This is a genomic window from Nonomuraea sp. MG754425, assembly GCF_021699195.1.
Classification (GTDB): Bacteria; Actinomycetota; Actinomycetes; order Streptosporangiales; family Streptosporangiaceae; genus Nonomuraea.
This window is the reverse complement of record NZ_SSXE01000082.1, coordinates 19,520-39,100: the sequence shown is the minus strand read 5'-3', so window position 1 is coordinate 39,100 and position 19,581 is coordinate 19,520. Positions and strand designations below refer to the sequence as shown.

The following is a 19,581-nucleotide window of genomic DNA, read 5'->3' as shown; positions in this document are numbered from 1 at the left end:
GGCTGGCTCGTCATGACCGAAGCCTATGGCGTGTGCGGGCATGCCGCGCCGCCCCCGCCGGGCAGGGCGGGGGCTGGGCACGACGACCGCGCTCACCCAGGTGGAGCCTGGGGGACGCGGGCCGCGAGGTGCGTCAGGCGGGGACGTGCTCGATGGTGACCGACTCGAGGACGACGTCCTCCAGCGGGCGGTCACGACGGTCGGTGCGGGTCTTGGCGATGGCGTCGACGACGTCGGTGCCCTCGACGACCTCGCCGAAGATCGTGTGCTTGCGGGTGAGGTGCGGCTGCGGCGCGACCGTGACGAAGAACTGCGAGCCGTTGGTGCCCTTGCCGAAGCGGATGCCGGCGTTGGCCATGGCGAGCAGGTAGGGGCGGTTGAAGGCGAGCTCGGGGTGGATCTCGTCGTCGAACTCGTAGCCCGGGCCGCCGATGCCCTGGCCGAGCGGGTCACCGCCCTGGATCATGAAGCCGGAGATGACCCGGTGGAAGATGGTGCCGTCGTAGTAACGGGCGCTGCTCTTCTCCCCGGTGCCCGGGTGTGTCCACTCGCGCTCGCCTTCGGCCAGCTCGACGAAGTTCCGTACGGTCTTCGGGGCCTTGGTGGGGAAGAGTTCTATCTTGATGGTGCCGCGATTGGTCTTCAGGTGTGCGATCAGCTTCTCTGCCACGAGACAGCCGCCCCCTCTGTGAACAGGGTCTTCTGTGATGTTTTGCGGACTATGGCCCTACGGCCATCGGAGCCATCCTCCCATGGACGGCGATGATTGAGCTGCCCCGTCCGGGGCAGGTCAGGCTGCGGGGCCCCAACGATGGGGAGGTTGTCGTGTCCCTGAGAATGAGAAGACGCCGCGTGGCCATAGAAGTACCGACCACGTGGATGGGTCGCATGAAGACACAGGCCGTGAAGACCGGTCATCGCATGCAACCCGTGGCGGGTCAGGCCAAAGTGGCCGCCGCCCACCGTATCGAGGACGCCCGCTACTGGGCGGCGCCGCGGCTGGAGTCCGCGGCACACGGGTTCGAGGACCAGATCGCGCCCAGGGTCAGCTCCATGCTGACCGCGGCCGCGAGGCGAATCGATCCCAGGCCGGCCCGGTCGCGTCGGTGGCCGATGTTCGTGCTGCTGACCGGTGCCGCGGTGGGAGCGATCGGATACATGTTCTATCGCCGCAACGCCGAGCAGTGGACCGAGCACATGAAGGAATCCGCCTCTGATGCCTCGCGGTGGGTCGACGAGAAGGCGGACCGGACTTCCGGGTCCACGAACCGTATGGCGTCCAAGGTGTCGGACAAGGCGGATGAGGCGTCACGCAAGAGATCGTGACCGCTTCGGCATGCCGAGGGCGCGCCTCCGTGACGATCTCCGTCACGGGGGCGCGTTCGTGTGCGGGGCCGTTGACGTAAGACCAAGCGCTTGTTAGAAAGCCGGGCATGGCGCTGTCACCGCTCGACGACCACCCCGTGCACCAGGCCGCGCAGGTCATGCGGCACGTGACCACCGGAGACCGCAACTTCTACGACCGCTACTACTTCAACTGCCACGCCGCCTCCGACGAACTCATGCTGATCGTCGGCCTCGGCCAGTACCCCAACCTGGGCGTCACCGACGCCTTCGCCTGCGTCCGCACCCCCGGCCTGCATCGCGTCGTGCGCGCCTCGCGCGAGCTGGGCGCCGACCGGATGGACACCCGGATCGGGCCGTTCCGAGTCGAGGTCGTCGAAGGGCTCAAGCGGCTCAGGGTGGTCCTGGAGCCGAACGAGCACGGGCTCTCCTTCGACCTCCTGTGGGAGGGGACGATCCCCGCCGTGCTGGAACCGCGGCACTTCCTGCGCCGGCAGGAGCGGGTGGTGTTCGACTCCGTACGGATGGCGCAGACGGGACGCTGGTCCGGGCACATCAGGATCGGGGAGACGGAGATCCCCGTCACGCCCGACTGCTGGATGGGGACCAGGGACCGGTCGTGGGGGATCAGGCCCGTCGGCGAGCCGGAGCCGTCCGGGATCATGGCCCGCGACCCCGGGACGTTCTACTGGCTCTACGCGCCGATGAGCTTCGGCGACCACGCCATCCTCTGCATCGTCCAGGAGGACGAGCGGGGCCGCCGGCTGCTGGAGGAGGCCGTCCGCGTCTGGCCCGACGGACGCGAGGAGGAGTACCTCGGCAGACCGGAGTACCGCCCGGTCTACGCCCCCGGCACCCGCGACGTCGTCGAGGCCGTGATCACGTTCGCGCCGCCCGGCGGCAAGCCGTTCGACGTGCGCTGCACGCCGCTGCTGCCGGTCCATCTCATGGTCGGCACCGGCTACGGGCTGGAGCAGGACTGGCGCCACGGGATGTACCAGGGTGCGGGGCCCGTCGTGCAGGGCGTGACGTACCGGCTGCCCGACGACGCCGCCAGGATGTGGGGCCTGGTGGACGCCGTCGGGCGCTTCGAGTACGACGGGCACGTGGGCCACGGGCTCTTCGAGTACTGGGCGCTGGGACCGCACCCGTCGTTCCCCGGGTGACACCCGTGACGCCGGGAGGTGCTACTCCGCGGCCTTCACGCAGTGGATCGAGAGCGCCTTGCCCGGGACGCCCTCGGGCGCGGTGCCCTTCTCGGCGGGCTCCGCGGGCCGGGCGGGCATGGCCTTGCCGATCTCGTCCACCGTGAGCGCCCTGACCTTGGCCAGCTTCTCGGCCTCCTCGGCCGGGAGCGGCCTGGCCTTGGCGAACTTCTCGGCCTCCTCCGCCGAGAACACCTCGACCTTCTCGATGTCCTCCGGGCTCACGGGCTTGGTCTTGGCGAAGTCCTTGATCTGCTCCGGGCTCAGCGGCTCGGCCCTGAGCGCTCCTTCCGCGCCCTCGGGAAGCTCGTCGGGACGCACCTTGGTCACCGCCACCCCGTCCGGGGCGACCCGCGCCACCTTCCCGTCGGACGACACGACGCCGTCCACCTTGGCCGCCCGCACCATGGTCAGCTCGACCGTCTTGCCGTCGGGCGTCGTACAGGTCACCTTCGTGCCCGCGACCGGGGCGGGCTCGTCGGCCATGGCCGAGCCCGCCAGACCGGTGACGGCCAGGACGGCGACCGTGCCGAGCACCGCGAGACGTCGCTTGAACATGAACTCTCCTCACTGGGACGATTCATCGGGAATGATCGAACGCCCCGAGCATGGCGACCCGTACCTGAAGTGATCCTGAAGAGCGCCTAAATGATCTTCAGGTTGGCTTTAGGTGCTCTGCGGCACCCTGGACAGCGTGCGAGTGTTACTGGTGGAGGACGAGGAACGGCTGGCCGGCCTGGTCAAGGGCGGGCTGGCGGGCGAGGGCTTCGCGGTGGACGTGGCCCACGACGGGCGCGACGGCCTGTGGATGGCCACCGAGAACGCCTACGACGTGATCGTCCTGGACGTGATGCTGCCCAGGCTGAACGGCTACACGGTCTGCTCCCGGCTGCGTGAGGCGGGCGACTGGACGCCGATCATGATGCTCACGGCCAAGGACGGCATCTACGACGAGGCCGAGGCCCTGGACAACGGGGCCGACGACTACCTGGCCAAGCCCTTCTCGTACGTGGTGCTGCTGGCCAGGCTGCGCGCCCTGGTGCGCAGGGGCGGGCGCGAACGGCCGGTGTCGATCAGCGTCGGCGACCTCGTGATCGACCCCGCCGGACTGCGCTGCCGCAGGGGCGAGGCGGAGATCCAGCTCACGCCGAAGGAGTTCGCGGTGCTGCACGCGCTCGCCCGCCGGTCCGGAGAGGTCGTGTCCAAGCAGGAGCTGCTGGCCCAGGCATGGGACTTCTCCTACGACGGCGATCCGAACATCGTCGAGGTCTACATCAGCGCGCTGCGCCGCAAGATCGACATGCCCTTCGGCAAGGTCACGCTCATGACGGTGCGCGGGGCCGGATACCGGTTGGAGGCGGCATGAGCCGGGCCCACAGGCTCTGGGGATGGACGGTCGCCGGGCTGTCCTCCGTACGGGTGCGGGCCACCGCGGCGGCCACGCTCGTGGTGGCGCTGGCCCTGGGGGTGGCGGCGCTGATCCTGGTGCTGGCGCTGAGCGGCACCCTCCAGGACAGCGCCGACGCCGAGGCGGCCAGGAAGGCCACGGCCGCGGTGGGGTACTCGGACACCCTGCACCTGACGGCGTCCAAGATGCAGCCTTACGGGGACTTCGCGAAGGTCCGGTCGGCGACCCCCGCGGGTGCCACCGACGCCACGCCGAAGGCGATGCGGCTCGTCGAGGGGAAGGGCGGCGAGGTGCGGCTGAGCAGCGAGGAGCCGCTGCCCGTCGTCGATCCCGACCTGATGGTGGCCAAGAAGACCGCCGCGGCGGCCGGGTGGGCGGACCCGGGCGAGTACGCGATCGCCGCGGTCGAGGTGACGACGGAGGGCGGCCCCGCCGTGCTGATGTCGCGGGTGTCGCTGGACGGCGTGCGGCAGGCGCTGCAGACGCTCTACCAGACGCTGGTGCCCGGCGTGCCGGCGCTGCTGCTCGTGGTGGCCGGGATGACCTGGCTGTCGGTGGGCCGCGCGCTCGGCCCCGTGGCCGCGATCAGGACCAAGGTGGCCGACATCACGGCCCGCGACCTGCACCAGCGGGTGCCCGTCCCGCAGTCCAAGGACGAGATCGCCGCGCTGGCGACGACCGTGAACGGCACGCTCGACCGGCTGGAGACGGCCGTGGAGCGGCACAAGAGATTCGTCGCCGACGCCGCGCACGAGTTGCGCAGCCCCATCGCGACCCTGCGGGCCCGGCTGGAACTGGCCGAGCCCAGCGAGCTGACCGCGGAGGCCCTGGCCGACGTCGAACGCCTCCAGTCGCTGGCCGCCGACCTGCTCATGCTGGCCAAGCTGGACGCGGGCGAGCCGCTGCGCACGACCGAGCTGGACCTCGGCCAGGTGGCCGCCGAGGCGGCGCTGCGGGCCAGGCGGCGGGAGGAGGTGCGGGTGGAACTGGACGTCGAGCCCGACGTGGTGCTGACGGGGTCGAGCGCGCACCTCGACCGCCTGGTGACGAACCTGGCCGACAACGCCGTACGGCACGCCGCCTCGACCGTACGGGTCCGGGTGGCCGCCGAGGACGGCGAGGCCGTGCTGGAGGTGCGCGACGACGGGCCGGGCATCCCGCCTGACCAGCGGGAGGCGGTGTTCGGCCGGTTCACCAGGCTGGACGAGGCGCGAGCCAGGGACGCGGGCGGCGCCGGCCTCGGCCTGCCCATCGCCCGCGACATCGCGCTCCTGCACAAGGGGTCACTCGGGTACGGGGACTCCGGGTTCGTGGCGCGCTTCCCCTTGCGTGAGACGTAACGTGTGGTTCGCCTGCCGCCGGGTGACCGCGAAGCCGGCGCGCGTGTAGACGGCCACGGCCCCCGTGGCGTTGCCGAGGTCCACGCCCAGCCCGCTGGCGGCGTACCCCTGGCGGGCGAAGGCGGCCAGGGCGTGTGCCATCAGCGCGCCGGCCACCCCCTTTCCGCGCCAGTCCTTCAGCGTGCCGACGACCTGGATCCACGCCGTCCCCGCGCCGCGGGCGTGCGTCATGAGCACGCCCACCCCCCGGCCGCCCGCCATGGCCAGGAACGACGACTCGGGACGGAAGTTCCGCGAGCCGGTCAGGCTGCCCGCCCAGCTCTCCGGCGTGTGCGGCACCGTGCCCCAGTGGTCGCGGAACGACTCGTTGCGTACGCGGCGGGCCTCGTCGTCCAGTTCGGGGGACCAGGTCGTGACGGACACCCCCGGGGGCGCGGCGAGCGCGGGCAGGCCGCCGGCCAGGCCGCGTTCCATGTGGGCGAACGTACGCACGAGGGTGAACCCGGTGCGCTCCGCCAGCGCGGTCAGGCCGGGGTCGTCCTCGTCGGCGACGAGCAGGAGGTCCACCGGGACGCCGGGGAAGACCCGGCCGCTCAGCCGGGGCGCCGCCGCGATCGCCCAGTCCACGATCCGCCGGCCGTGCCCCCGCCCGCGGTAGGCCGGGTGGACGCCGCCCCCCAGGCGCATCATGTGCACCCCGCCGTCCGCCGACTGCCTGACCGGCAGGTAGCCGAAGGCCACGAGCCGGTCGCCGTCGCGGGCCGCCAGCGTGCCGCCGGCCAGGTCGATCAGGTGGTGGGAGAGCTGGTCGCGCACGTCGTCCACGTTGTGGGCCTCGCCGGTGCGGTCGGCCGCCGCCACCTCGGCCCGGAGGCGGGCCAGCGGCCGGGCGTCCTGGAGTGTCAGCGGTCCCCATTCCATGGGGGCAGCCTAGGCGAGCCGGGTCGGGCACCCCAGTCGCTCGCCGATGGCCGCCAGGCCCTCGGCGAACGCCGTGCGGGTCTGCTTCTCGAACCCGATGAAGAACCGGTTCGCCAGCGGCACGCCCCAGCGCATCCATTCGGCCACGTTGTAGACCCGGTGGACCACGCGCGTGCCCTCCGGGTGGGGCGCGACCGACCACTCGCCCCGGTGGACCACGCGCGTGCCCTCCGGGTGGGGCGCGACCGACCACTCGCCCCGGTACCACCAGCCGCCCTGGTGGGCGAGGGTGTGCCGGCCGGTCTCCTGGCCCGGGAGGTCGCCCAGCAGTTCCCGCCAGACCTGCTCCACCGGGGCGGCCACCACGCCGGAGACCTCGGTGAGGAGCTTCTTGCCGGTCATGGCCGGCCGACCCGGGTGTTCTGGAAGGAGGCGAAGCGCCAGCCCTCGGGGGTGCGCAGGGCGGTCAGCGTGATGACGGAGTCGCGGGTGGGGTCGGGCGTGCCGTCCACGGTGGACGTGCCGCCCGAGATCACCAGGGTGACGTCCTCGGTGAGGCTCCTGACCTGGGGGGCCGGGCCGCCTTCCGTGAGCTTGATCGGGGTCTTGAACAACTCCCGGTGGGCGTCCTCGATGGCCTGCCGGCCCTTCAGGTGCAGGCCGAAGAACGTGATGTAGTCGGCGTCCTGGGTGAACAGCTCGGCGTAGGCGGTGGCGTCGCCGGCGTTCCAGGTCTCGGTGAGCCGGGTGAGCAGGTGGGCGGCCTCGGTGGTCATGGACGACTCCTTCGTTGAGTTGCTTATCTCTATATTGCAGTTTGCAATATAGCGAAGGCAAGTGAAATCTGTCGAGGAGCCGCCGGCGCGGCCTGAGTCAGGCGTCGAGCTGGGTGAAGGCGCGGCCGATGGCCTGCCGCGAGACGTCCTCCGGGTAGGGGAAGAGCCTGATCACGTCCCGCAGCCCTTCGACGTGCGCCCGCTTGGCCAGCTCGGCCACCAGCTCCAGCTCCGCGCACTGCGCCGCCACGTACGCCCGATCGACCACCGCCCCGTGCCCCGGCACGACGACCGGCTCGGGCATCTCGGCGAGCATCGCCCGCAGCGTCGCGGGCCAGTCCAGCGGGTACGAGTCGCCGAACGCGGGCGGCGCCCCCTCCTCCACCAGGTCACCGGCGAACACCACCCCGGCGTCCGGCACGTGCGTCACCACGTCGTTGCTGCTGTGCCCGAGCCCGAAGTGCCGCAGGTGCACGATGCGCCCGCCGATGTCGAGGCTGGCCGCGACCGTGAAGGTGTGGTCGGGCGGCACGATCGCCACCTCCTCCAGCTCCTCCCGCCGCTCGGGGCGCTGCTCGACCAGGCCGGAGCGATGTGTCTCCCCGTACGCCTCGATCTCCTCGGCGCACCTGGCGTGACCCCAGATCTCGGCCCCGCCGAAGAGCGCGTTGCCGAAGTAGTGGTCGAAGTGGGAGTGGCTGTTGACGACCGTCCAGGGGAAGGCGGTGACCGACCTGACAGCCTCGATCAGGTCGGCGGCCTCCCGGTGCGAGCCGCGCGTGTCCAGCACCAGGCAGTGACCGTCACCGACGATCAGCCCGGCGTTGACGCTGTACGACCGATGACGCCGGACGTAAACCCGGTCGCCTACCTCCTGCCACTGCTCGTTCATGCCACCCGACTCTAACTTTTGAACCCTGCTTTTAGGATCGTTGCATGGCATATGACTTCCAGGTCGTCATCGACACCGGCGACCCGCACCCCCTGGCCGACTGGTGGGCCGGCGCGCTCGGCTGGCAGGTGGAGGCGCAGGACGCGGCGTTCATCCGGGAGATGATCGACAAGGGTTACGCCTCGGAGGACGACACGACCACGCACAACGGCGCGCTGGTGTGGAGGTCGGGCACGGCCATCAGGCACCCCGACGGCCTCGAACGGGCTCCGCGCGTGCTGTTCCAGCTCGTGCCCGAACCCAAGTCGGTCAAGAACCGTCTGCACCTCGACATCCGCGTCGGGGCCGGCAACATCGAATCGGCGGTCGCTCGGCTCACCGCCAGGGGCGCGAAGGAGTTGCACCGGGGCCGGCAGGGCCCCAACTGGTGGGTCACGCTCGCCGACCCCGAGGGCAACGAGTTCTGCCTGTCGTGATCGCTCCCTGAGCCGGGCCCGCCGGTGCGCCGTCGTCCGCGCCGCGCGCCGTGGTCAGGCGTTGGCGACGCCTCTGCGCCCGAAGCGGTCGGCCACGGCGTCGAACATCGGCACCGCCGCCCCGAGGTCGGCCACCTCCGCCTTCGGCAGCCCGAGCTGCGGGTCGAAGCACTCGAACCCGGAGACCCGCTCCACCACGGACGCCGCCTCGTACAGCAGGCCGACGACCCGGCGGGCGTCCGCGCCGTGCGTCCAGTAGGGGACGCTCAGCTCCCAGTCGCCTCCCCAGTGGCTCACCGAGATGCCGGTGGCCTCGTGGTCGAGCTCCCAGTTCGGCGGGTACTCGACGGTCCGCACGTCGCCGAGCAGGTCGCGGATCCCCGCGACGACCTCCGCCCACGCCTCCAGATCGGGCTGCCGGGGCGCCGTGGGGGTCTCCAGCGCCTCCGTCAGGGACTGGCCGGGGCCGCGGCGGGCGAAGTAAAGGTCATAACTCATGGAGGACGAAGGTACTACCTTGATCCGTCGTCCTTCGCCCGCCGGAAGTCGAGGCCCTCGAACGCGCCCGACTCGCGCCATCGGTCGATGAAGGAGAAGTACGCCATCGCGCCGTGCGGGTGGCCGACGCCGAGCCAGCCCTTCTTCCCCGGGTCCTGGCCCTCGTTGTTGTAGTAGCCGGGCGTGCAGTCGGGAGAGCCGAGCAGGCGGCCCGCGCCGGTCAGCAGGAAGTCCACCCAGGCGTCCTCGGCCTCCTTGGTGGGCTCGATCTCCGCGTAGCCGTGGTCGAGGGCGTGCTTGACGGTGACGGCGATGGTCCGGCCCGCCTCCGTCAGGTTGTGCGGGATGTTGGAGATGAGGTTGGCGGCCTGCGTGGGCTGGACGAGGAAGGCGTTCGGGAAACCGTGCACGTGGACGCCGTGCAGCGTGCGCATGCCGTCGGCCCAGTGCTCCGACAGGCGTTCCCCGCCGCGGCCGGTCAGGTCGTAGCCGGCGCGGCGGGTGTAGTCGGTGCCGACCTCGAAGCCGGAGGCGTAGATGACGCAGTCGACCTCGTACTCGCGGCCCGCCACCACCACGCCCTTGTCCGTGATGCGCTCGACGCCCTTGCCGTCGGTGTCCACCAGGTGCACGCCCGGGAGGTTGAACGCCTGGAGGTACTCGTCGTGGAAGCAGGGGCGCTTGCAGAGCTGGCGGTACCACGCCTTCAGCTTCCGCGCGGTGGCCGGGTCCTCGACGACGGCGTCCACGCGGGCGCGGATCTCCTCCATCTTCTCCAAGTCGGAGTCCTCGAAGGCGGCCAGCATGTTCTCCTGGGTGAGCTCCTCGGGGGGCAACCGGCCGATCCTGGCGCGGAAGCGGCGGGAGATGTCCGTCCAGCCGTCCATGACCAGGTCCTCGTCCGCCTGGCCGCCGGTCTGGTTGGCGGTGAAGTTCTCCAGCCAGCGCTGCTGCCAGCCCGGGGTCGCGATCGTGGCGAACCATTCGGCGTCGGTCGGCCGGTTGTCGCGGACGTCCACGGAGGACGGCGTGCGCTGGAAGACGTACAACTCGCCGCAGGCCCGCGCGAGGTGCGGCACGCACTGCACGGCCGTCGCGCCCGTGCCGATGACGGCCACCCGCCGGTCGGCCAGCCGGTCCATGGGCGCGCCGGAGGGGTCGCCGCCCGTGTAGGCGTAGTCCCAGCGGCTCGTGTGGAAGGCGTGGCCGCGGAAGTCGTCGATGCCCGGGATGCCCGGCAGCTTCGGGACGTGCAGCGGGCCGATGCCCATGGCGACGAACCGGGCGGTGAACGCGTCGCCGCGGTTCGTCCGGACCAGCCAGCGGGAGTGCTCCTCGTCCCAGGTCAGGTCCGTCACCTCGGTGTGGAGGAGCGCGTTGTCGTACAGGCCGTAGTGCTTGCCGATGCGGCGGCAGTGTTCGAGGATCTCGGGGGCGTGCGCGTACTTCTCGGTCGGCATGTGACCGGTCTCTTCGAGCAGCGGCAGGTAGACGAACGAGGCCGTGTCGCACTGCGCGCCCGGGTAGCGGTTCCAGTACCAGGTGCCGCCGAAGTCGCCGCCCTTCTCCACGATGCGCACGTCCTCGACCCCGGCCTCCTTCAGCCGGGCTCCCGTGACGAGCCCGGCGAAGCCGCCGCCGACGAACGCGACCGTCACGTGGTCGGTTCTGGGCGCGCGCTCGGTCCACGGCGTGTACGGGTCGTCGAGGTAGTGGGCGAAGCGGCCGGTGAGGCGGAGGTACTGGTCGTTGCCGTCCGGGCGCAGCCGCTTGTCGCGTTCCTCGCGATACTTCCGGCGCAGGGCGTCCTTGTCGATGGTCATGCGGATCCTCCGGAGGAGGGCGGCGGCGGGGTGACGATCGAATTTCAGAATGTCATTCGGTAATCGCTCCCGACAAGAGGGACGCGCGCATCCAGGTGACACGCAGACCTCGCGGCGGGTCCGGATTTCCCCGTTTCGGTGACCGGGATGTCCACTATTGTGGGGTGCCGAACCCACGAGGAAGCGGAACCGTCTTGGCCCATCGCGCACTGGTCATCGCCATGTTGCCGGCGGTCGGGCTGCGGGTGCTCGCGGTGCTCGGCTTCCCTCCCGCGATCCTCTTCTACGGCGACTCCTTCGCCTTCCTGCGCGAGGAGCTGACGCCGGGCACCTCGCGGCCCTCCGGGTACTCCCTGTTCCTCGCGCTGCTGCGGCCCGCGCACAGCCTCACGCTGGTGACGGTCCTGCAGCACCTGCTGACGCTGGGCCTGGCCGTGGCCCTGTACGCGCTGCTGCGCCGCCGCGGCCTGCCCGGCTGGGGCGCGACGCTGCTGGTCACACCGCTGCTGTACGACGAGTTCCTGATCCTGCTGGAACACATGATCATGGCGGACGCCGTCTTCATCGTGCTCGTCGCGGCGGCCGTCACGCTCATCGTCTGGCGGGTCACCCCGGCCACCGCCGCCGTGGGCGGGATGTTGCTGGGCCTGGCCGGGATCACCAGGACCGTCGGCCTGCCGCTGCTGCTCCTGACCGCCGCCTACCTGCTGGTCCGGCGGTACGGCTGGCGTCCGCTGGTGGCGCTGCTGGTGGCCGGGGCGATCCCGCTGGGCGCGTACGCGACCTGGATGAAGGTGGAGAAGGACAAGTTCGGGTTCACCGAGGCCGACGGGAACTTCCTGTGGTCCCGGACCATGAGCTTCGCCGACTGCGAGGTGATCAAGCCGCCCGAGCGGCTGGCCGTGTTGTGCCCCGACATGCCGGTCGAGCAGCGGCCCTATCCGCCGCACTGGTTGTGGGAGAGCTTCTCGCCGCTGCTCAAGGTGCCCGGCACGGCCAACCGCAACCAGCTCGCGGGCGAGTTCGCCAGGCAGGCCATCCTCGCCCAGCCCGGCGACTACCTGGGGGCGGTCGCCACCGACTTCGAGCAGTTGCTGCGCTGGGAACGTACCGGCGTGGACGAGAAGACGCCGTACAAGCTGCCCGCCGCCGAACGCCCGATCAGCGAGTCGGTGCGCGGGGTGGCCGAGTCGTACGAGGCCGGTCCGGCGGCGACCCGGGTGGTGGAGCCGTTCGCCGGCTGGCTGCGGGCCTACCAGCGCTTCGGCTACGTGCCGTTCCCGCTGCTCACGCTGGCCCTGGTCGCGACGCTGGCGGCGGCGCTGGTCCGGCGGCGATGGGAGGCGCTGCTGCCCGGCCTGGCCGCGCTCGCGCTGATCGCCTCGCCGCCGTTCCTCGCGGCCTTCGACGTCCGGTACGTCATCCCGGCGATCCCGCTGATCTGCCTGGCGGCGGGGCTGACCCTGGCCAGGGGCGAACAGGCGGCTCCGGCCCCGGAACGCGAAGCCGTCAAGATCGCTTAGCCCCTGTGTTACGGTGCCCGGCAAGAAGACGCTCACACCTGATGGGACGCTATGACGGAGGCCGGGCCGACGGGAGACGCCCTGGTCGAGATGCTCGCGGCGCTGGCCAACCCGCTGCGGCTGCGCATCATCGCGCAACTCGCGGCCGGCCGCGACTACGTCAGCCACCTGGCCCGCGTGATCGGGGTGAGCCGCCCGCTGCTGCACATGCACCTGCGCCGGCTGGAGGCGGCCGGCCTGATCGCCGGCAGCCTCGAACTGTCGGACGACGGCAAGGCCATGAAGTACTACGAGGTCACCGACTTCAGCCTGCACCTCACCGCGTCGGCGCTGGCCGAGGCGGCCAAGACCCTTACCAGGCCGGTCCCCGAGGAGGGCTCCTGATGTCGTTTTCCTGGCCCGAGGTCATCTTCTTCCTCGGGGTGCTGGTGCTCGTCACGTTCCTGATCAGCGTCGTCACCGTGGGCATGTTCGAGGCCCGCAAGTCCAGGCGCCAGGCCGACGCGGCCGACGACCTGCGGCGGCTCGTGCAGCGGTTCGAGGAACTCGCCCAGGCCACCACGGAGGCGCAGCAGCGGATGGCCGCCGACCTGGCGGAGTTGCGCGCGCGTACGGAGTCGATCGAGCGGATCCTGCGCACCGTGGAGTGACCGCCCGGCGACCCGCGGCGGCGACGGGCCGGTGTCAGCGGCCGAAGCGGGTGACGTAGCGGCGCTGCCACGGGGTCTCGACGGCGTGCCGGTCGTAATGCTCACGGACGTAGGCCACCGCGCGGTCGGCGGGGACGCCGTCGAGCACGGCCAGGCAGGCCAGGGCGGTGCCGGTGCGTCCGCGACCGCCGCCGCAGGCGACCTCGACGCGTTCCTCCCCCGCCCGCTGCCACGCCTCGCGCAGGCTGCCGGCCGCGGCTTCGCGATCGGACGGCAGCCAGAAGTCGGGCCAGCGTAACCAGCGCTGCTCCCAGCCGGTGGGCGGCGGCTGCTTGCCCAGAAGGTAGAGGGCGAAGGTGGGCTGCGGGCCCGGCGGGAGCGGGTGGCGCAGGCCCCGGCCGCGGACGAGCCGGCCCGACGGCAGGCGCAGCACGCCGGTGGCATCAGGGGCCCAGGTCGCGGTCATGGCACGAGCGTAGCCAGCCGGGCCCACCCCGGAACCGGCTTCCGCTGACGGCTGAGGGCTGACGGCTGAGGGCTGAGGGCTGAGGGCTGCGCCCGGCGGGTGTGGTCGGCTTTCCCGATTTCCCGGGCACGAGCCGCGGCCGCGTCACGGTTCGAGGCCGTTCAGCCAGCGGGTGGACAGGTCGGTGACGATGGCGCCGCCCCGGTCGGTCAGGTGGAGGTGGTCCACGAGGAGTTCGCGGCCCCCGGCGCGGGCGATCTCGTCCCAGGTGCGCCGCAGCAGGTAGTGCTCGGCGGCGACGGTGAAGGCGAGCGGGAAGCTGAAGCCGTACGACGTCCTGGGGCCCTGCCGGAGGAGGTCCGCCATGCGCTCGTGCAGGGGCAGGTAGGTCACCCCGGTCTGGGCGGCGACCTCCTTGACGGCCGCGTTGTAGCCGGTGAGGGTGCGGTTGATCCCGGTGCCGAGCTTCTCGCCGAGCGGGGGCAGGGACATGAGGGCGATGCGCGCGCCGGTGGCGTCCTTGACGCGGTCCACGATCGCGCGCAGGTTGGCGCGGTACCGCTCCGGCGGGACGCCGTCGCGTACGTCGTTGCTGCCGATGAGGAGGGTCACCGCCGTGGGGCGGCACGCCACGATGTCGGCGTCCACGCGCTCACGCAGGCCGGCACTGGTGTCGCCGTTGTCGCCGGCGTTGACGAACTCGTACGCGGGGTGCGCGGCGCGCAGGGCGGCCACCCAGTCCGCGCCGAGCGAGCCCTGCGTCATGCTGGCCCCGGCCGCCACGACGCGGGGCCGGGTGGCCGGGGCGGCGCAGACGTCGGACGGCGCGTGGTCCGCCGGGCGGAGGAAGGCGAGGTAGCCGACGGTTCCGGTGGCGCAGAGCGCGGCGGCGACCATGATGCTGAGCAGGATGACGATCGGTCTTCTCATGGCCGGCACTCCAGGAAGGCGGTGTGGACGGCTGTGGGGACGGCGCGGCGGGCTGTGTGGCCGCCGGCCGTTCCGGAGGTGGTGAACCGCAACTAAGCTCCAAGTTAGTAAGCGTTTGCTAACCGAGCCTGTAGGCTAGTGAGTGTTTACTAACCATGTCAACGGCGGAAAGGACGAACATGGGCACCAGGGACCTGATCCTCGACGCGGCGGCCCAGGTCATGGCCGAACACGGCCTGGCCAACGTCACCACGCGCCAGATCGCGCGGGCCGCCGGATTCACCGAGGCGACCCTGTACAAACACTTCACCGGCAAGGCCGAGCTGATGCAGGCCGTGCTGCGGGAACGTTCGCCCGGCTTCGTCCAGCTCGCGCGGGCGTTGCGGGGTGCGGGCGGCCTGGCGGACGACCTCACGGCGGCAGCACGGGCGGCGATCGACTTCTACCGGGCGGGGTTCCCGATGTTCGCCTCGGTGTTCGCCGACCCCGCCACGCTGGCCGCGCACCGGGAGGGGCTGCGGCGGCAGGGCGGCGGCCCGCACAAGGCCAACGAGGCGCTGGCCGGCTACCTGCGCGCCGAGCAGGAGGCAGGACGGGTCCGGGCGGACGCGGACGTGCGCGCGGCGGCCGGACTGCTGCTCGGGGCCTGCTTCCAGCACGCGTTCCTCGGGCACATGGCGGAACCCGGCCACCGGGACGGCGCCGAGGCGGCGGCCTCGTTCGTCCGCACGCTGCTCGACACCCTCGTCCCCGCTAGTCGTCCTTGATGCGTTTCATCGTGAGGTGGGAGTCGACGCGGGAGACCGCGGGCAGCGGCAGGATCCGCCGGCTGAGGAACTCCTCGTAGGCGAACTGGTCGGCGACCGCCACGCGCATGTAGTAGTCGGGCCGCCCGAACATCCGCCGGAACTCCACGACCTCCTCCAGCGCGGCCACCCGCGACTCGAACTCCTCCACGGTCTGCAGGTCGTTGACGGCGATCTCCACCGACACGACCACCTCCAGCGAACGGCCCAGCGCCTCGGGTGAGATCTGGGCCCGGTAACCCGCGATCACCCCGGCCTCCTCCAGGCGCTTGACCCGGCGCAGACACGGCGGCGGGGTCAACCCCACCCGGCGGGCCAGCTCGACGTTCGGCAGCCGCCCGTCCTGGGACAGTTGGAACAGAATTTCACGATCAACGGCATCGAGGCTAACAGAATTGCTCACAAGCCTCATTCTGCCTAATCCACGCAACCATATTAGGCGGTTCACCTACTAAAATTACTGTTCATGCGAATGCGGGACTTCTCGGCGGCGGCGAGCGACACCGCCTCGGTGGGGCTGAGCCTGTTCCCCCTCGGGGTCAGCTTCGGCGTGCTCGTGGCGCACGCCGGGCTCGACTGGTGGTGGGCGACGGTGTTCACCGCGGTGATCTACGCGGGTTCGCTGGAGTTCCTGCTGCTGGGGCTGGTCGCGTCCGTGACGCCGCTGGGGCAGATCGCGGTGACGGCGCTGCTGGTGAACATGCGGCACGTCTTCTACGCCCTGTCCTTCCCCTTGCGTCAGGTCCGCCCGCTCGGCCGGATCTACGCGACGTTCGCGCTCACCGACGAGGCGTACGCGCTGACCGCCGGCGGGCGCGCCCGCGACTGGAGCGGCGCGCGCATCCTGTGGATGCAGGTGTTGTGCCAGGTGTACTGGGTCGCCGGGGCCACGGCCGGCGCGCTCGCCGGCACGCTGATCCCGGTCACCCTGCACGGGCTCGACTTCGCCCTGACCGCGCTGTTCGTGGTGCTGACGCTCGACGCCTGGCACGCCCGGCGCGAGTTGCCCGCGCCGCTGCTGGCCGCGGCGAGCTTCGCCGCCGCCGTGCTGCTGGCTCCCGGGCAGTTGCTGCCGGTCTCGATGGGCCTGTTCACGGCGAGCCTGCTCGTCCGGTACGCCCTCCGCCGCCGTCGCCGTCAGCACGGCGATCACGTGGGGCCTGCGCGCGCTGCCCTTCGCCGTGCTGGCCCCGCTGCGCCGCTCGTCCGTGCTGCGCTATCTAGCGCTGCGGATGCCCGTCGGCATCATGCTGATCCTGGCCCTGTACACGCTGCGCGACCTGCGCCTCACGCCCTGGACCGGGGTGGTGCCGGCCGTCGTGGCCCTGGCGGTCGCGGTCGGGCTGCACCTGAAGACCCGCAACGCCGTGGTCAGCGTCCTGGGCGCGACCGCCGTGCACGTGGCGCTGTCCACGGCCCTGGCCTGAGCACGCCCCTGACCAGTGCGGACCCGCTCCCGGCGGTGGGGTGTCGGCGGCGATCCGCGCCGCTGCGGCGGGTTACTGTCGTGCCGACCGGGCACCTGACGGCCGCCCGGGTAAAGGCTTGGCACAGCTATTAACTGGGACTATTCGTTATCTTGCATCATTCGTGTTTAGGGCGATAGGTTGAGGCACTATGACCGACGCACCCAAGACTCCGACCACCGCCGAGGAGTTGCGCGGCGCCGGACTGCGGGTCACCGCCGCTCGGGTCGCGCTGCTCGAGACCGTACGCGGTGGTGATCACCTCGACGTCGAGGCCCTCGCCTCCGGGGTGCGCGACCGCGTGGGCCACGTCTCGCTCCAAGCCGTCTACGAAGCCCTGCACGCGCTCACCGCGGCGGGCCTCGTACGCCGGATCGAGCCGGCCGGCAGCCCGGCCCGGTTCGAGGGGCGGGTGGGCGACAACCACCACCACATCGTGTGCCGTTCATGCGGTGCGGTGGCCGACGTCGACTGCGCGGTCGGTCATGCCCCGTGCCTGCACGCCGCCGACAACCACGGCTTCACCATCGACGAGGCCGAGGTCATCTACTGGGGCCGGTGCCCCGGTTGCTCCACCACCAGCAGTTCTTGAGCACGCTGAACCCCACGTCCTGGAAGGATTCCCATGACTGAGAACCACGACGCGGTCGTCACCGACCCGAAAGCGGAGGGCGACGCCGCCGGCTGCCCGGTCGCGCACGCGCGCGCCCCGCACCCCACCCAGGGCGGCGGGAACCGCCAGTGGTGGCCCGAGCGGCTCAACCTGCGGATCCTCGCCAAGAACCCCGCCGTGGCGCGTCCGTTCGGCGAGGACTTCGACTACGCCGAGGCGTTCCTCGCCCTCGACCTCCCGGCCGTGAAGCGGGACATCGCGGAGGTGCTGACCACCTCGCAGGACTGGTGGCCGGCCGACTTCGGGCACTACGGCCCGCTCATCATCCGGATGGCCTGGCACAGCGCCGGCACGTACCGGATCAGCGACGGCCGCGGCGGCGCCGGGGCCGGGCAACAGCGCTTCGCGCCGCTCAATAGCTGGCCGGACAACGCCAACCTCGACAAGGCCCGCCGCCTGCTGTGGCCGGTCAAGAAGAAGTACGGCCGCGCGCTCTCCTGGGCCGACCTCCTGATCCTGTCCGGGAACGTCGCCCTGGAGACGATGGGCTTCGAGACGTTCGGGTTCGCCGGCGGCCGTGAGGACGTCTGGGAGGCCGAGGAGGACGTCTACTGGGGCCCCGAGACCACATGGCTCGGCGACGCGCGCTACACCGGCGACCGCGAGCTGGAGGGCCCGCTCGGCGCCGTCCAGATGGGCCTCATCTACGTCAACCCGGAAGGCCCCAACGGCAACCCGGACCCGCTCGCCGCGGCCCGCGACATCCGTGAGACCTTCCGCCGCATGGCGATGAACGACGAGGAGACGGTCGCCCTGATCGCGGGCGGTCACACCTTCGGCAAGACCCACGGCGCCGGCTCGGCCGACCACGTCGGCGACGACCCCGAGGCCGCCTCGATCGAGGAGCAGGGCCTCGGCTGGCGCAACGCCCACGGCACCGGCAAGGGCGGGGACACGATCACCAGCGGCCTTGAGGGCATTTGGACCAACACCCCGATCACCTGGGACAACAGCTTCTTCGAGATCCTGTACGGCTACGAGTGGGAGCTGTTCCAGAGCCCCGCGGGCGCCAACCAGTGGCGGCCGAAGGACGGTGCCGGGGAGGGCACCGTCCCCGACGCCCACGACCCGGCCAAGAGCCACGCGCCGACGATGCTCACGACCGACCTGTCGCTGCGCGTCGACCCGATCTACGACCAGATCTCGCGCCGCTTCCGCGACAACCCGCAGGAGTTCGCGGACGCGTTCGCCAAGGCGTGGTACAAGCTGACGCACCGCGACATGGGCCCGATCGTGCGTTACCTCGGCGCCGAGGTCCCGTCCGAGGTGCTGCTCTGGCAGGACCCGCTGCCCGCCCGCGGCTACGAACTCATCGACGCCGGCGACGTCGCCACCCTCAAGGACCAGATCCTCGCCTCTGGCCTCACGGTGCCGGAACTCGTGTCCACCGCATGGGCGTCGGCCTCGTCCTTCCGCGGCAGCGACAAGCGCGGCGGCGCCAACGGCGCGCGCATCCGCCTGCAGCCGCAGATCGGCTGGGAGGTCAACGACTCCGACCGCCTGGCGACCGTGCTCGGCACCCTCGAAGGCGTGCAGAAGTCCTTCAACGGCGCCCAGAACGGCGGCAAGCAGGTCTCCCTCGCCGACGTGATCGTCCTGGCCGGCGGTGTCGGCGTGGAGCAGGCGGCCAAGGAGGCCGGCTTCGAGGTGCTGGTGCCGTTCACGCCGGGCCGCGTGGACGCCACGCAGGACCAGACGGACGTGGAGTCGTTCGCCGCGCTCGAGCCGTCCGCCGACGGGTTCCGCAACTACCAGGGCAAGGGCAACCGCCTGCCGGCCGAGTACCTGCTCCTGGACCGGGCGAACCTGCTCAGCCTGTCCGCTCCCGAGCTGACCGTCCTGGTCGGCGGCCTGCGCGTGCTCGGTGCGAACCACCAGCAGACGCAGCTCGGCGTCTTCACCGAGACCCCCGGGACGCTCACCAACGACTTCTTCGTCAACCTGCTCGACCTGGGCACGACGTGGAAGGCGACCTCCGGCGACGCGACCACCTTCGAGGGCCGCGACGCCGACACGGGTGCGGTGAAGTGGACCGGCACCCGCGCCGACCTGGTCTTCGGCTCGAACTCCGAGCTGCGGGCGCTCGCCGAGGTGTACGCGAGCGACGACGCGAAGGAGAAGTTCGTGAACGACTTCGTCGCGGCGTGGGCCAAGGTCATGGACCTCGACCGGTTCGACGTGGCCTGACGTCTGACCGATGTGCCGTGGGGCCGGTTCCGCCGCGTGGCGGGGCCGGCCCTTCGGCCTGTTCCTGGCCCGGGTCCCGCGCCTGATCCTTGGCCGGATGCAGACGTTCCTGGCCGGGACGCGAACCGGGATGTGGGGAACGATCACCAGTAGTGATCGTTGACTCGCGACGAGCTCATGATCTCGGGGGTGCGAAG

The 19,581-nt window shown here is 71.3% G+C and carries 23 protein-coding genes and 1 pseudogene; 13 read left to right on the top strand and 11 right to left on the bottom strand.

Annotated features, from left to right (window positions below; translation table 11 throughout):
- Positions 1-133: 133 nt before the first annotated feature.
- Complete coding sequence (locus tag FAF44_RS26940; RefSeq protein ID WP_237106058.1) at positions 134-670, bottom strand: peptidylprolyl isomerase; 537 nt, start codon at positions 668-670, stop codon at positions 134-136.
- Between the two features lie 218 nt (positions 671-888).
- Between FAF44_RS26940 and FAF44_RS26935 the strand changes: the two genes are divergently transcribed.
- Both FAF44_RS26935 and FAF44_RS26930 read left to right on the top strand, forming a co-directional pair.
- Entirely contained in the window at positions 889-1,326 is a 438-nt protein-coding gene (locus FAF44_RS26935; protein WP_237106057.1) for a YtxH domain-containing protein, read from the top strand.
- Positions 1,327-1,433: 107 nt separating this feature from the next.
- On the top strand, positions 1,434-2,510 hold the full coding sequence (locus FAF44_RS26930; protein WP_237106056.1) for a hypothetical protein: 1,077 nt from the start codon (positions 1,434-1,436) through the stop codon (positions 2,508-2,510).
- 21 nt (positions 2,511-2,531) lie between these two features.
- Here the strand turns inward: FAF44_RS26930 and FAF44_RS26925 are convergent, their stop codons facing one another.
- Positions 2,532-3,107, bottom strand: coding sequence for a hypothetical protein (locus tag FAF44_RS26925; RefSeq protein WP_237106055.1), 576 nt, complete (start codon positions 3,105-3,107; stop codon positions 2,532-2,534).
- Between the two features lie 136 nt (positions 3,108-3,243).
- Between FAF44_RS26925 and FAF44_RS26920 the strand changes: the two genes are divergently transcribed.
- Entirely contained in the window at positions 3,244-3,915 is a 672-nt protein-coding gene (locus FAF44_RS26920; RefSeq protein WP_237106054.1) for a response regulator transcription factor, read from the top strand.
- Positions 3,912-5,297 (top strand): cell wall metabolism sensor histidine kinase WalK, encoded by a 1,386-nt coding sequence (locus tag FAF44_RS26915; RefSeq protein WP_237106053.1) that lies wholly within the window; start codon positions 3,912-3,914, stop codon positions 5,295-5,297. Before FAF44_RS26920 ends, FAF44_RS26915 begins: the two co-directional genes overlap by 4 nt.
- Here FAF44_RS26915 and FAF44_RS54985 read toward each other — a convergent pair.
- The 4 genes from FAF44_RS54985 to FAF44_RS26895 form a co-directional block, all read right to left on the bottom strand.
- Positions 5,241-6,218, bottom strand: coding sequence for a GNAT family N-acetyltransferase (locus FAF44_RS54985; protein ID WP_272895069.1), 978 nt, complete (start codon positions 6,216-6,218; stop codon positions 5,241-5,243). The two genes, FAF44_RS26915 and FAF44_RS54985, sit on opposite strands and share 57 nt — an antisense overlap.
- Before the next feature lie 9 nt (positions 6,219-6,227).
- Positions 6,228-6,620: a hypothetical protein gene (locus tag FAF44_RS26905; protein WP_237106052.1), complete on the bottom strand. Its 393-nt coding sequence runs from the start codon at positions 6,618-6,620 to the stop codon at positions 6,228-6,230.
- Complete coding sequence (locus tag FAF44_RS26900; RefSeq protein ID WP_237106051.1) at positions 6,617-6,994, bottom strand: SgcJ/EcaC family oxidoreductase; 378 nt, start codon at positions 6,992-6,994, stop codon at positions 6,617-6,619. The genes FAF44_RS26905 and FAF44_RS26900 overlap by 4 nt, the downstream gene beginning before the upstream one ends.
- A 97-nt stretch (positions 6,995-7,091) precedes the next feature.
- A complete protein-coding gene (locus FAF44_RS26895; RefSeq protein ID WP_237106050.1) occupies positions 7,092-7,886 on the bottom strand; it encodes an MBL fold metallo-hydrolase in 795 nt (264 codons plus the stop codon).
- A gap of 44 nt (positions 7,887-7,930) precedes the next feature.
- On the opposite strand from FAF44_RS26895, the gene FAF44_RS26890 reads away from it, so the two are divergent.
- Complete coding sequence (locus FAF44_RS26890) at positions 7,931-8,362, top strand: VOC family protein (RefSeq protein ID WP_237106049.1); 432 nt, start codon at positions 7,931-7,933, stop codon at positions 8,360-8,362.
- A 54-nt stretch (positions 8,363-8,416) separates the two neighbouring features.
- Here FAF44_RS26890 and FAF44_RS26885 read toward each other — a convergent pair whose 3' ends face one another.
- Both FAF44_RS26885 and FAF44_RS26880 read right to left on the bottom strand, forming a co-directional pair.
- A complete protein-coding gene (locus FAF44_RS26885) occupies positions 8,417-8,860 on the bottom strand; it encodes a hypothetical protein (RefSeq protein ID WP_237106048.1) in 444 nt (147 codons plus the stop codon).
- 14 nt (positions 8,861-8,874) lie between these two features.
- Positions 8,875-10,683, bottom strand: a complete 1,809-nt coding sequence (locus tag FAF44_RS26880; RefSeq protein ID WP_237106047.1) for an NAD(P)/FAD-dependent oxidoreductase — start codon at positions 10,681-10,683, stop codon at positions 8,875-8,877.
- 194 nt (positions 10,684-10,877) lie between these two features.
- Between FAF44_RS26880 and FAF44_RS26875 the strand changes: the two genes are divergently transcribed.
- Genes FAF44_RS26875 through FAF44_RS26865 form a run of 3 tightly spaced genes read left to right on the top strand, consistent with a single transcriptional unit; the run spans position 10,878 to position 12,856 of the window.
- Entirely contained in the window at positions 10,878-12,206 is a 1,329-nt protein-coding gene (locus FAF44_RS26875; RefSeq protein WP_237106046.1) for a hypothetical protein, read from the top strand.
- 51 nt (positions 12,207-12,257) lie between these two features.
- Positions 12,258-12,590, top strand: coding sequence for a winged helix-turn-helix domain-containing protein (locus tag FAF44_RS26870; RefSeq protein WP_237106045.1), 333 nt, complete (start codon positions 12,258-12,260; stop codon positions 12,588-12,590).
- Positions 12,590-12,856 (top strand): hypothetical protein, encoded by a 267-nt coding sequence (locus FAF44_RS26865; RefSeq protein WP_237106044.1) that lies wholly within the window; start codon positions 12,590-12,592, stop codon positions 12,854-12,856. The genes FAF44_RS26870 and FAF44_RS26865 overlap by 1 nt, the downstream gene beginning before the upstream one ends.
- A gap of 34 nt (positions 12,857-12,890) precedes the next feature.
- On the opposite strand, the gene FAF44_RS26860 is transcribed toward FAF44_RS26865, so the two are convergent.
- Positions 12,891-13,322 carry a protein phosphatase gene (locus FAF44_RS26860; protein ID WP_237106043.1) on the bottom strand — a complete coding sequence of 144 codons (432 nt, stop codon included), beginning with the start codon at positions 13,320-13,322 and terminating at the stop codon, positions 12,891-12,893.
- A 144-nt stretch (positions 13,323-13,466) separates the two neighbouring features.
- On the bottom strand, positions 13,467-14,252 hold the full coding sequence (locus FAF44_RS26855; protein WP_237106042.1) for a GDSL-type esterase/lipase family protein: 786 nt from the start codon (positions 14,250-14,252) through the stop codon (positions 13,467-13,469).
- Positions 14,253-14,431: 179 nt separating this feature from the next.
- Here FAF44_RS26855 and FAF44_RS26850 point away from each other — a divergent pair, with 179 nt between their 5' ends.
- Positions 14,432-15,019: a TetR/AcrR family transcriptional regulator gene (locus FAF44_RS26850; RefSeq protein ID WP_237106041.1), complete on the top strand. Its 588-nt coding sequence runs from the start codon at positions 14,432-14,434 to the stop codon at positions 15,017-15,019.
- On the opposite strand, the gene FAF44_RS26845 is transcribed toward FAF44_RS26850, so the two are convergent.
- Positions 15,006-15,461, bottom strand: a complete 456-nt coding sequence (locus FAF44_RS26845; RefSeq protein WP_237106040.1) for an Lrp/AsnC family transcriptional regulator — start codon at positions 15,459-15,461, stop codon at positions 15,006-15,008. The two genes, FAF44_RS26850 and FAF44_RS26845, sit on opposite strands and share 14 nt — an antisense overlap.
- Positions 15,462-15,524: 63 nt before the next feature.
- Between FAF44_RS26845 and FAF44_RS26840 the strand changes: the two are divergent.
- From FAF44_RS26840 to katG, 4 genes and pseudogenes are all read left to right on the top strand, one after another.
- Positions 15,525-15,965, top strand: a pseudogene (locus FAF44_RS26840) (AzlC family ABC transporter permease); the annotation flags it as partial.
- 274 nt (positions 15,966-16,239) lie between these two features.
- Positions 16,240-16,485 (top strand): AzlD domain-containing protein, encoded by a 246-nt coding sequence (locus FAF44_RS26835; protein ID WP_237106059.1) that lies wholly within the window; start codon positions 16,240-16,242, stop codon positions 16,483-16,485.
- Between the two features lie 190 nt (positions 16,486-16,675).
- Positions 16,676-17,116 (top strand): Fur family transcriptional regulator, encoded by a 441-nt coding sequence (locus FAF44_RS26830; protein ID WP_237106039.1) that lies wholly within the window; start codon positions 16,676-16,678, stop codon positions 17,114-17,116.
- 33 nt (positions 17,117-17,149) lie between these two features.
- On the top strand, positions 17,150-19,384 hold the full coding sequence (gene katG, locus FAF44_RS26825; RefSeq protein ID WP_237106038.1) for a catalase/peroxidase HPI: 2,235 nt from the start codon (positions 17,150-17,152) through the stop codon (positions 19,382-19,384).
- The last annotated feature ends 197 nt before the right edge of the window (positions 19,385-19,581 follow it).

Bases quoted from the DNA above. Each gene is read 5' to 3' on its own strand.
- FAF44_RS26935 (WP_237106057.1), top strand. From the start codon at position 889: ATGAAGACACAGGCCGTGAAGACCGGTCATCGCATGCAACCCGTGGCG.
- FAF44_RS26930 (WP_237106056.1), top strand. From the start codon at position 1,434: ATGGCGCTGTCACCGCTCGACGACCACCCCGTGCACCAGGCCGCGCAG.
- FAF44_RS26925 (WP_237106055.1), bottom strand. From the start codon at position 3,107: ATGTTCAAGCGACGTCTCGCGGTGCTCGGCACGGTCGCCGTCCTGGCC.
- FAF44_RS26915 (WP_237106053.1), top strand. From the start codon at position 3,912: ATGAGCCGGGCCCACAGGCTCTGGGGATGGACGGTCGCCGGGCTGTCC.
- FAF44_RS54985 (WP_272895069.1), bottom strand. From the start codon at position 6,218: ATGGAATGGGGACCGCTGACACTCCAGGACGCCCGGCCGCTGGCCCGC.
- FAF44_RS26905 (WP_237106052.1), bottom strand. From the start codon at position 6,620: ATGACCGGCAAGAAGCTCCTCACCGAGGTCTCCGGCGTGGTGGCCGCC.
- FAF44_RS26900 (WP_237106051.1), bottom strand. From the start codon at position 6,994: ATGACCACCGAGGCCGCCCACCTGCTCACCCGGCTCACCGAGACCTGG.
- FAF44_RS26895 (WP_237106050.1), bottom strand. From the start codon at position 7,886: ATGAACGAGCAGTGGCAGGAGGTAGGCGACCGGGTTTACGTCCGGCGT.
- FAF44_RS26890 (WP_237106049.1), top strand. From the start codon at position 7,931: ATGGCATATGACTTCCAGGTCGTCATCGACACCGGCGACCCGCACCCC.
- FAF44_RS26885 (WP_237106048.1), bottom strand. From the start codon at position 8,860: ATGAGTTATGACCTTTACTTCGCCCGCCGCGGCCCCGGCCAGTCCCTG.
- FAF44_RS26880 (WP_237106047.1), bottom strand. From the start codon at position 10,683: ATGACCATCGACAAGGACGCCCTGCGCCGGAAGTATCGCGAGGAACGC.
- FAF44_RS26870 (WP_237106045.1), top strand. From the start codon at position 12,258: ATGACGGAGGCCGGGCCGACGGGAGACGCCCTGGTCGAGATGCTCGCG.
- FAF44_RS26865 (WP_237106044.1), top strand. From the start codon at position 12,590: ATGTCGTTTTCCTGGCCCGAGGTCATCTTCTTCCTCGGGGTGCTGGTG.
- FAF44_RS26860 (WP_237106043.1), bottom strand. From the start codon at position 13,322: ATGACCGCGACCTGGGCCCCTGATGCCACCGGCGTGCTGCGCCTGCCG.
- FAF44_RS26855 (WP_237106042.1), bottom strand. From the start codon at position 14,252: ATGAGAAGACCGATCGTCATCCTGCTCAGCATCATGGTCGCCGCCGCG.
- FAF44_RS26850 (WP_237106041.1), top strand. From the start codon at position 14,432: ATGGGCACCAGGGACCTGATCCTCGACGCGGCGGCCCAGGTCATGGCC.
- FAF44_RS26830 (WP_237106039.1), top strand. From the start codon at position 16,676: ATGACCGACGCACCCAAGACTCCGACCACCGCCGAGGAGTTGCGCGGC.
- katG (WP_237106038.1), top strand. From the start codon at position 17,150: ATGACTGAGAACCACGACGCGGTCGTCACCGACCCGAAAGCGGAGGGC.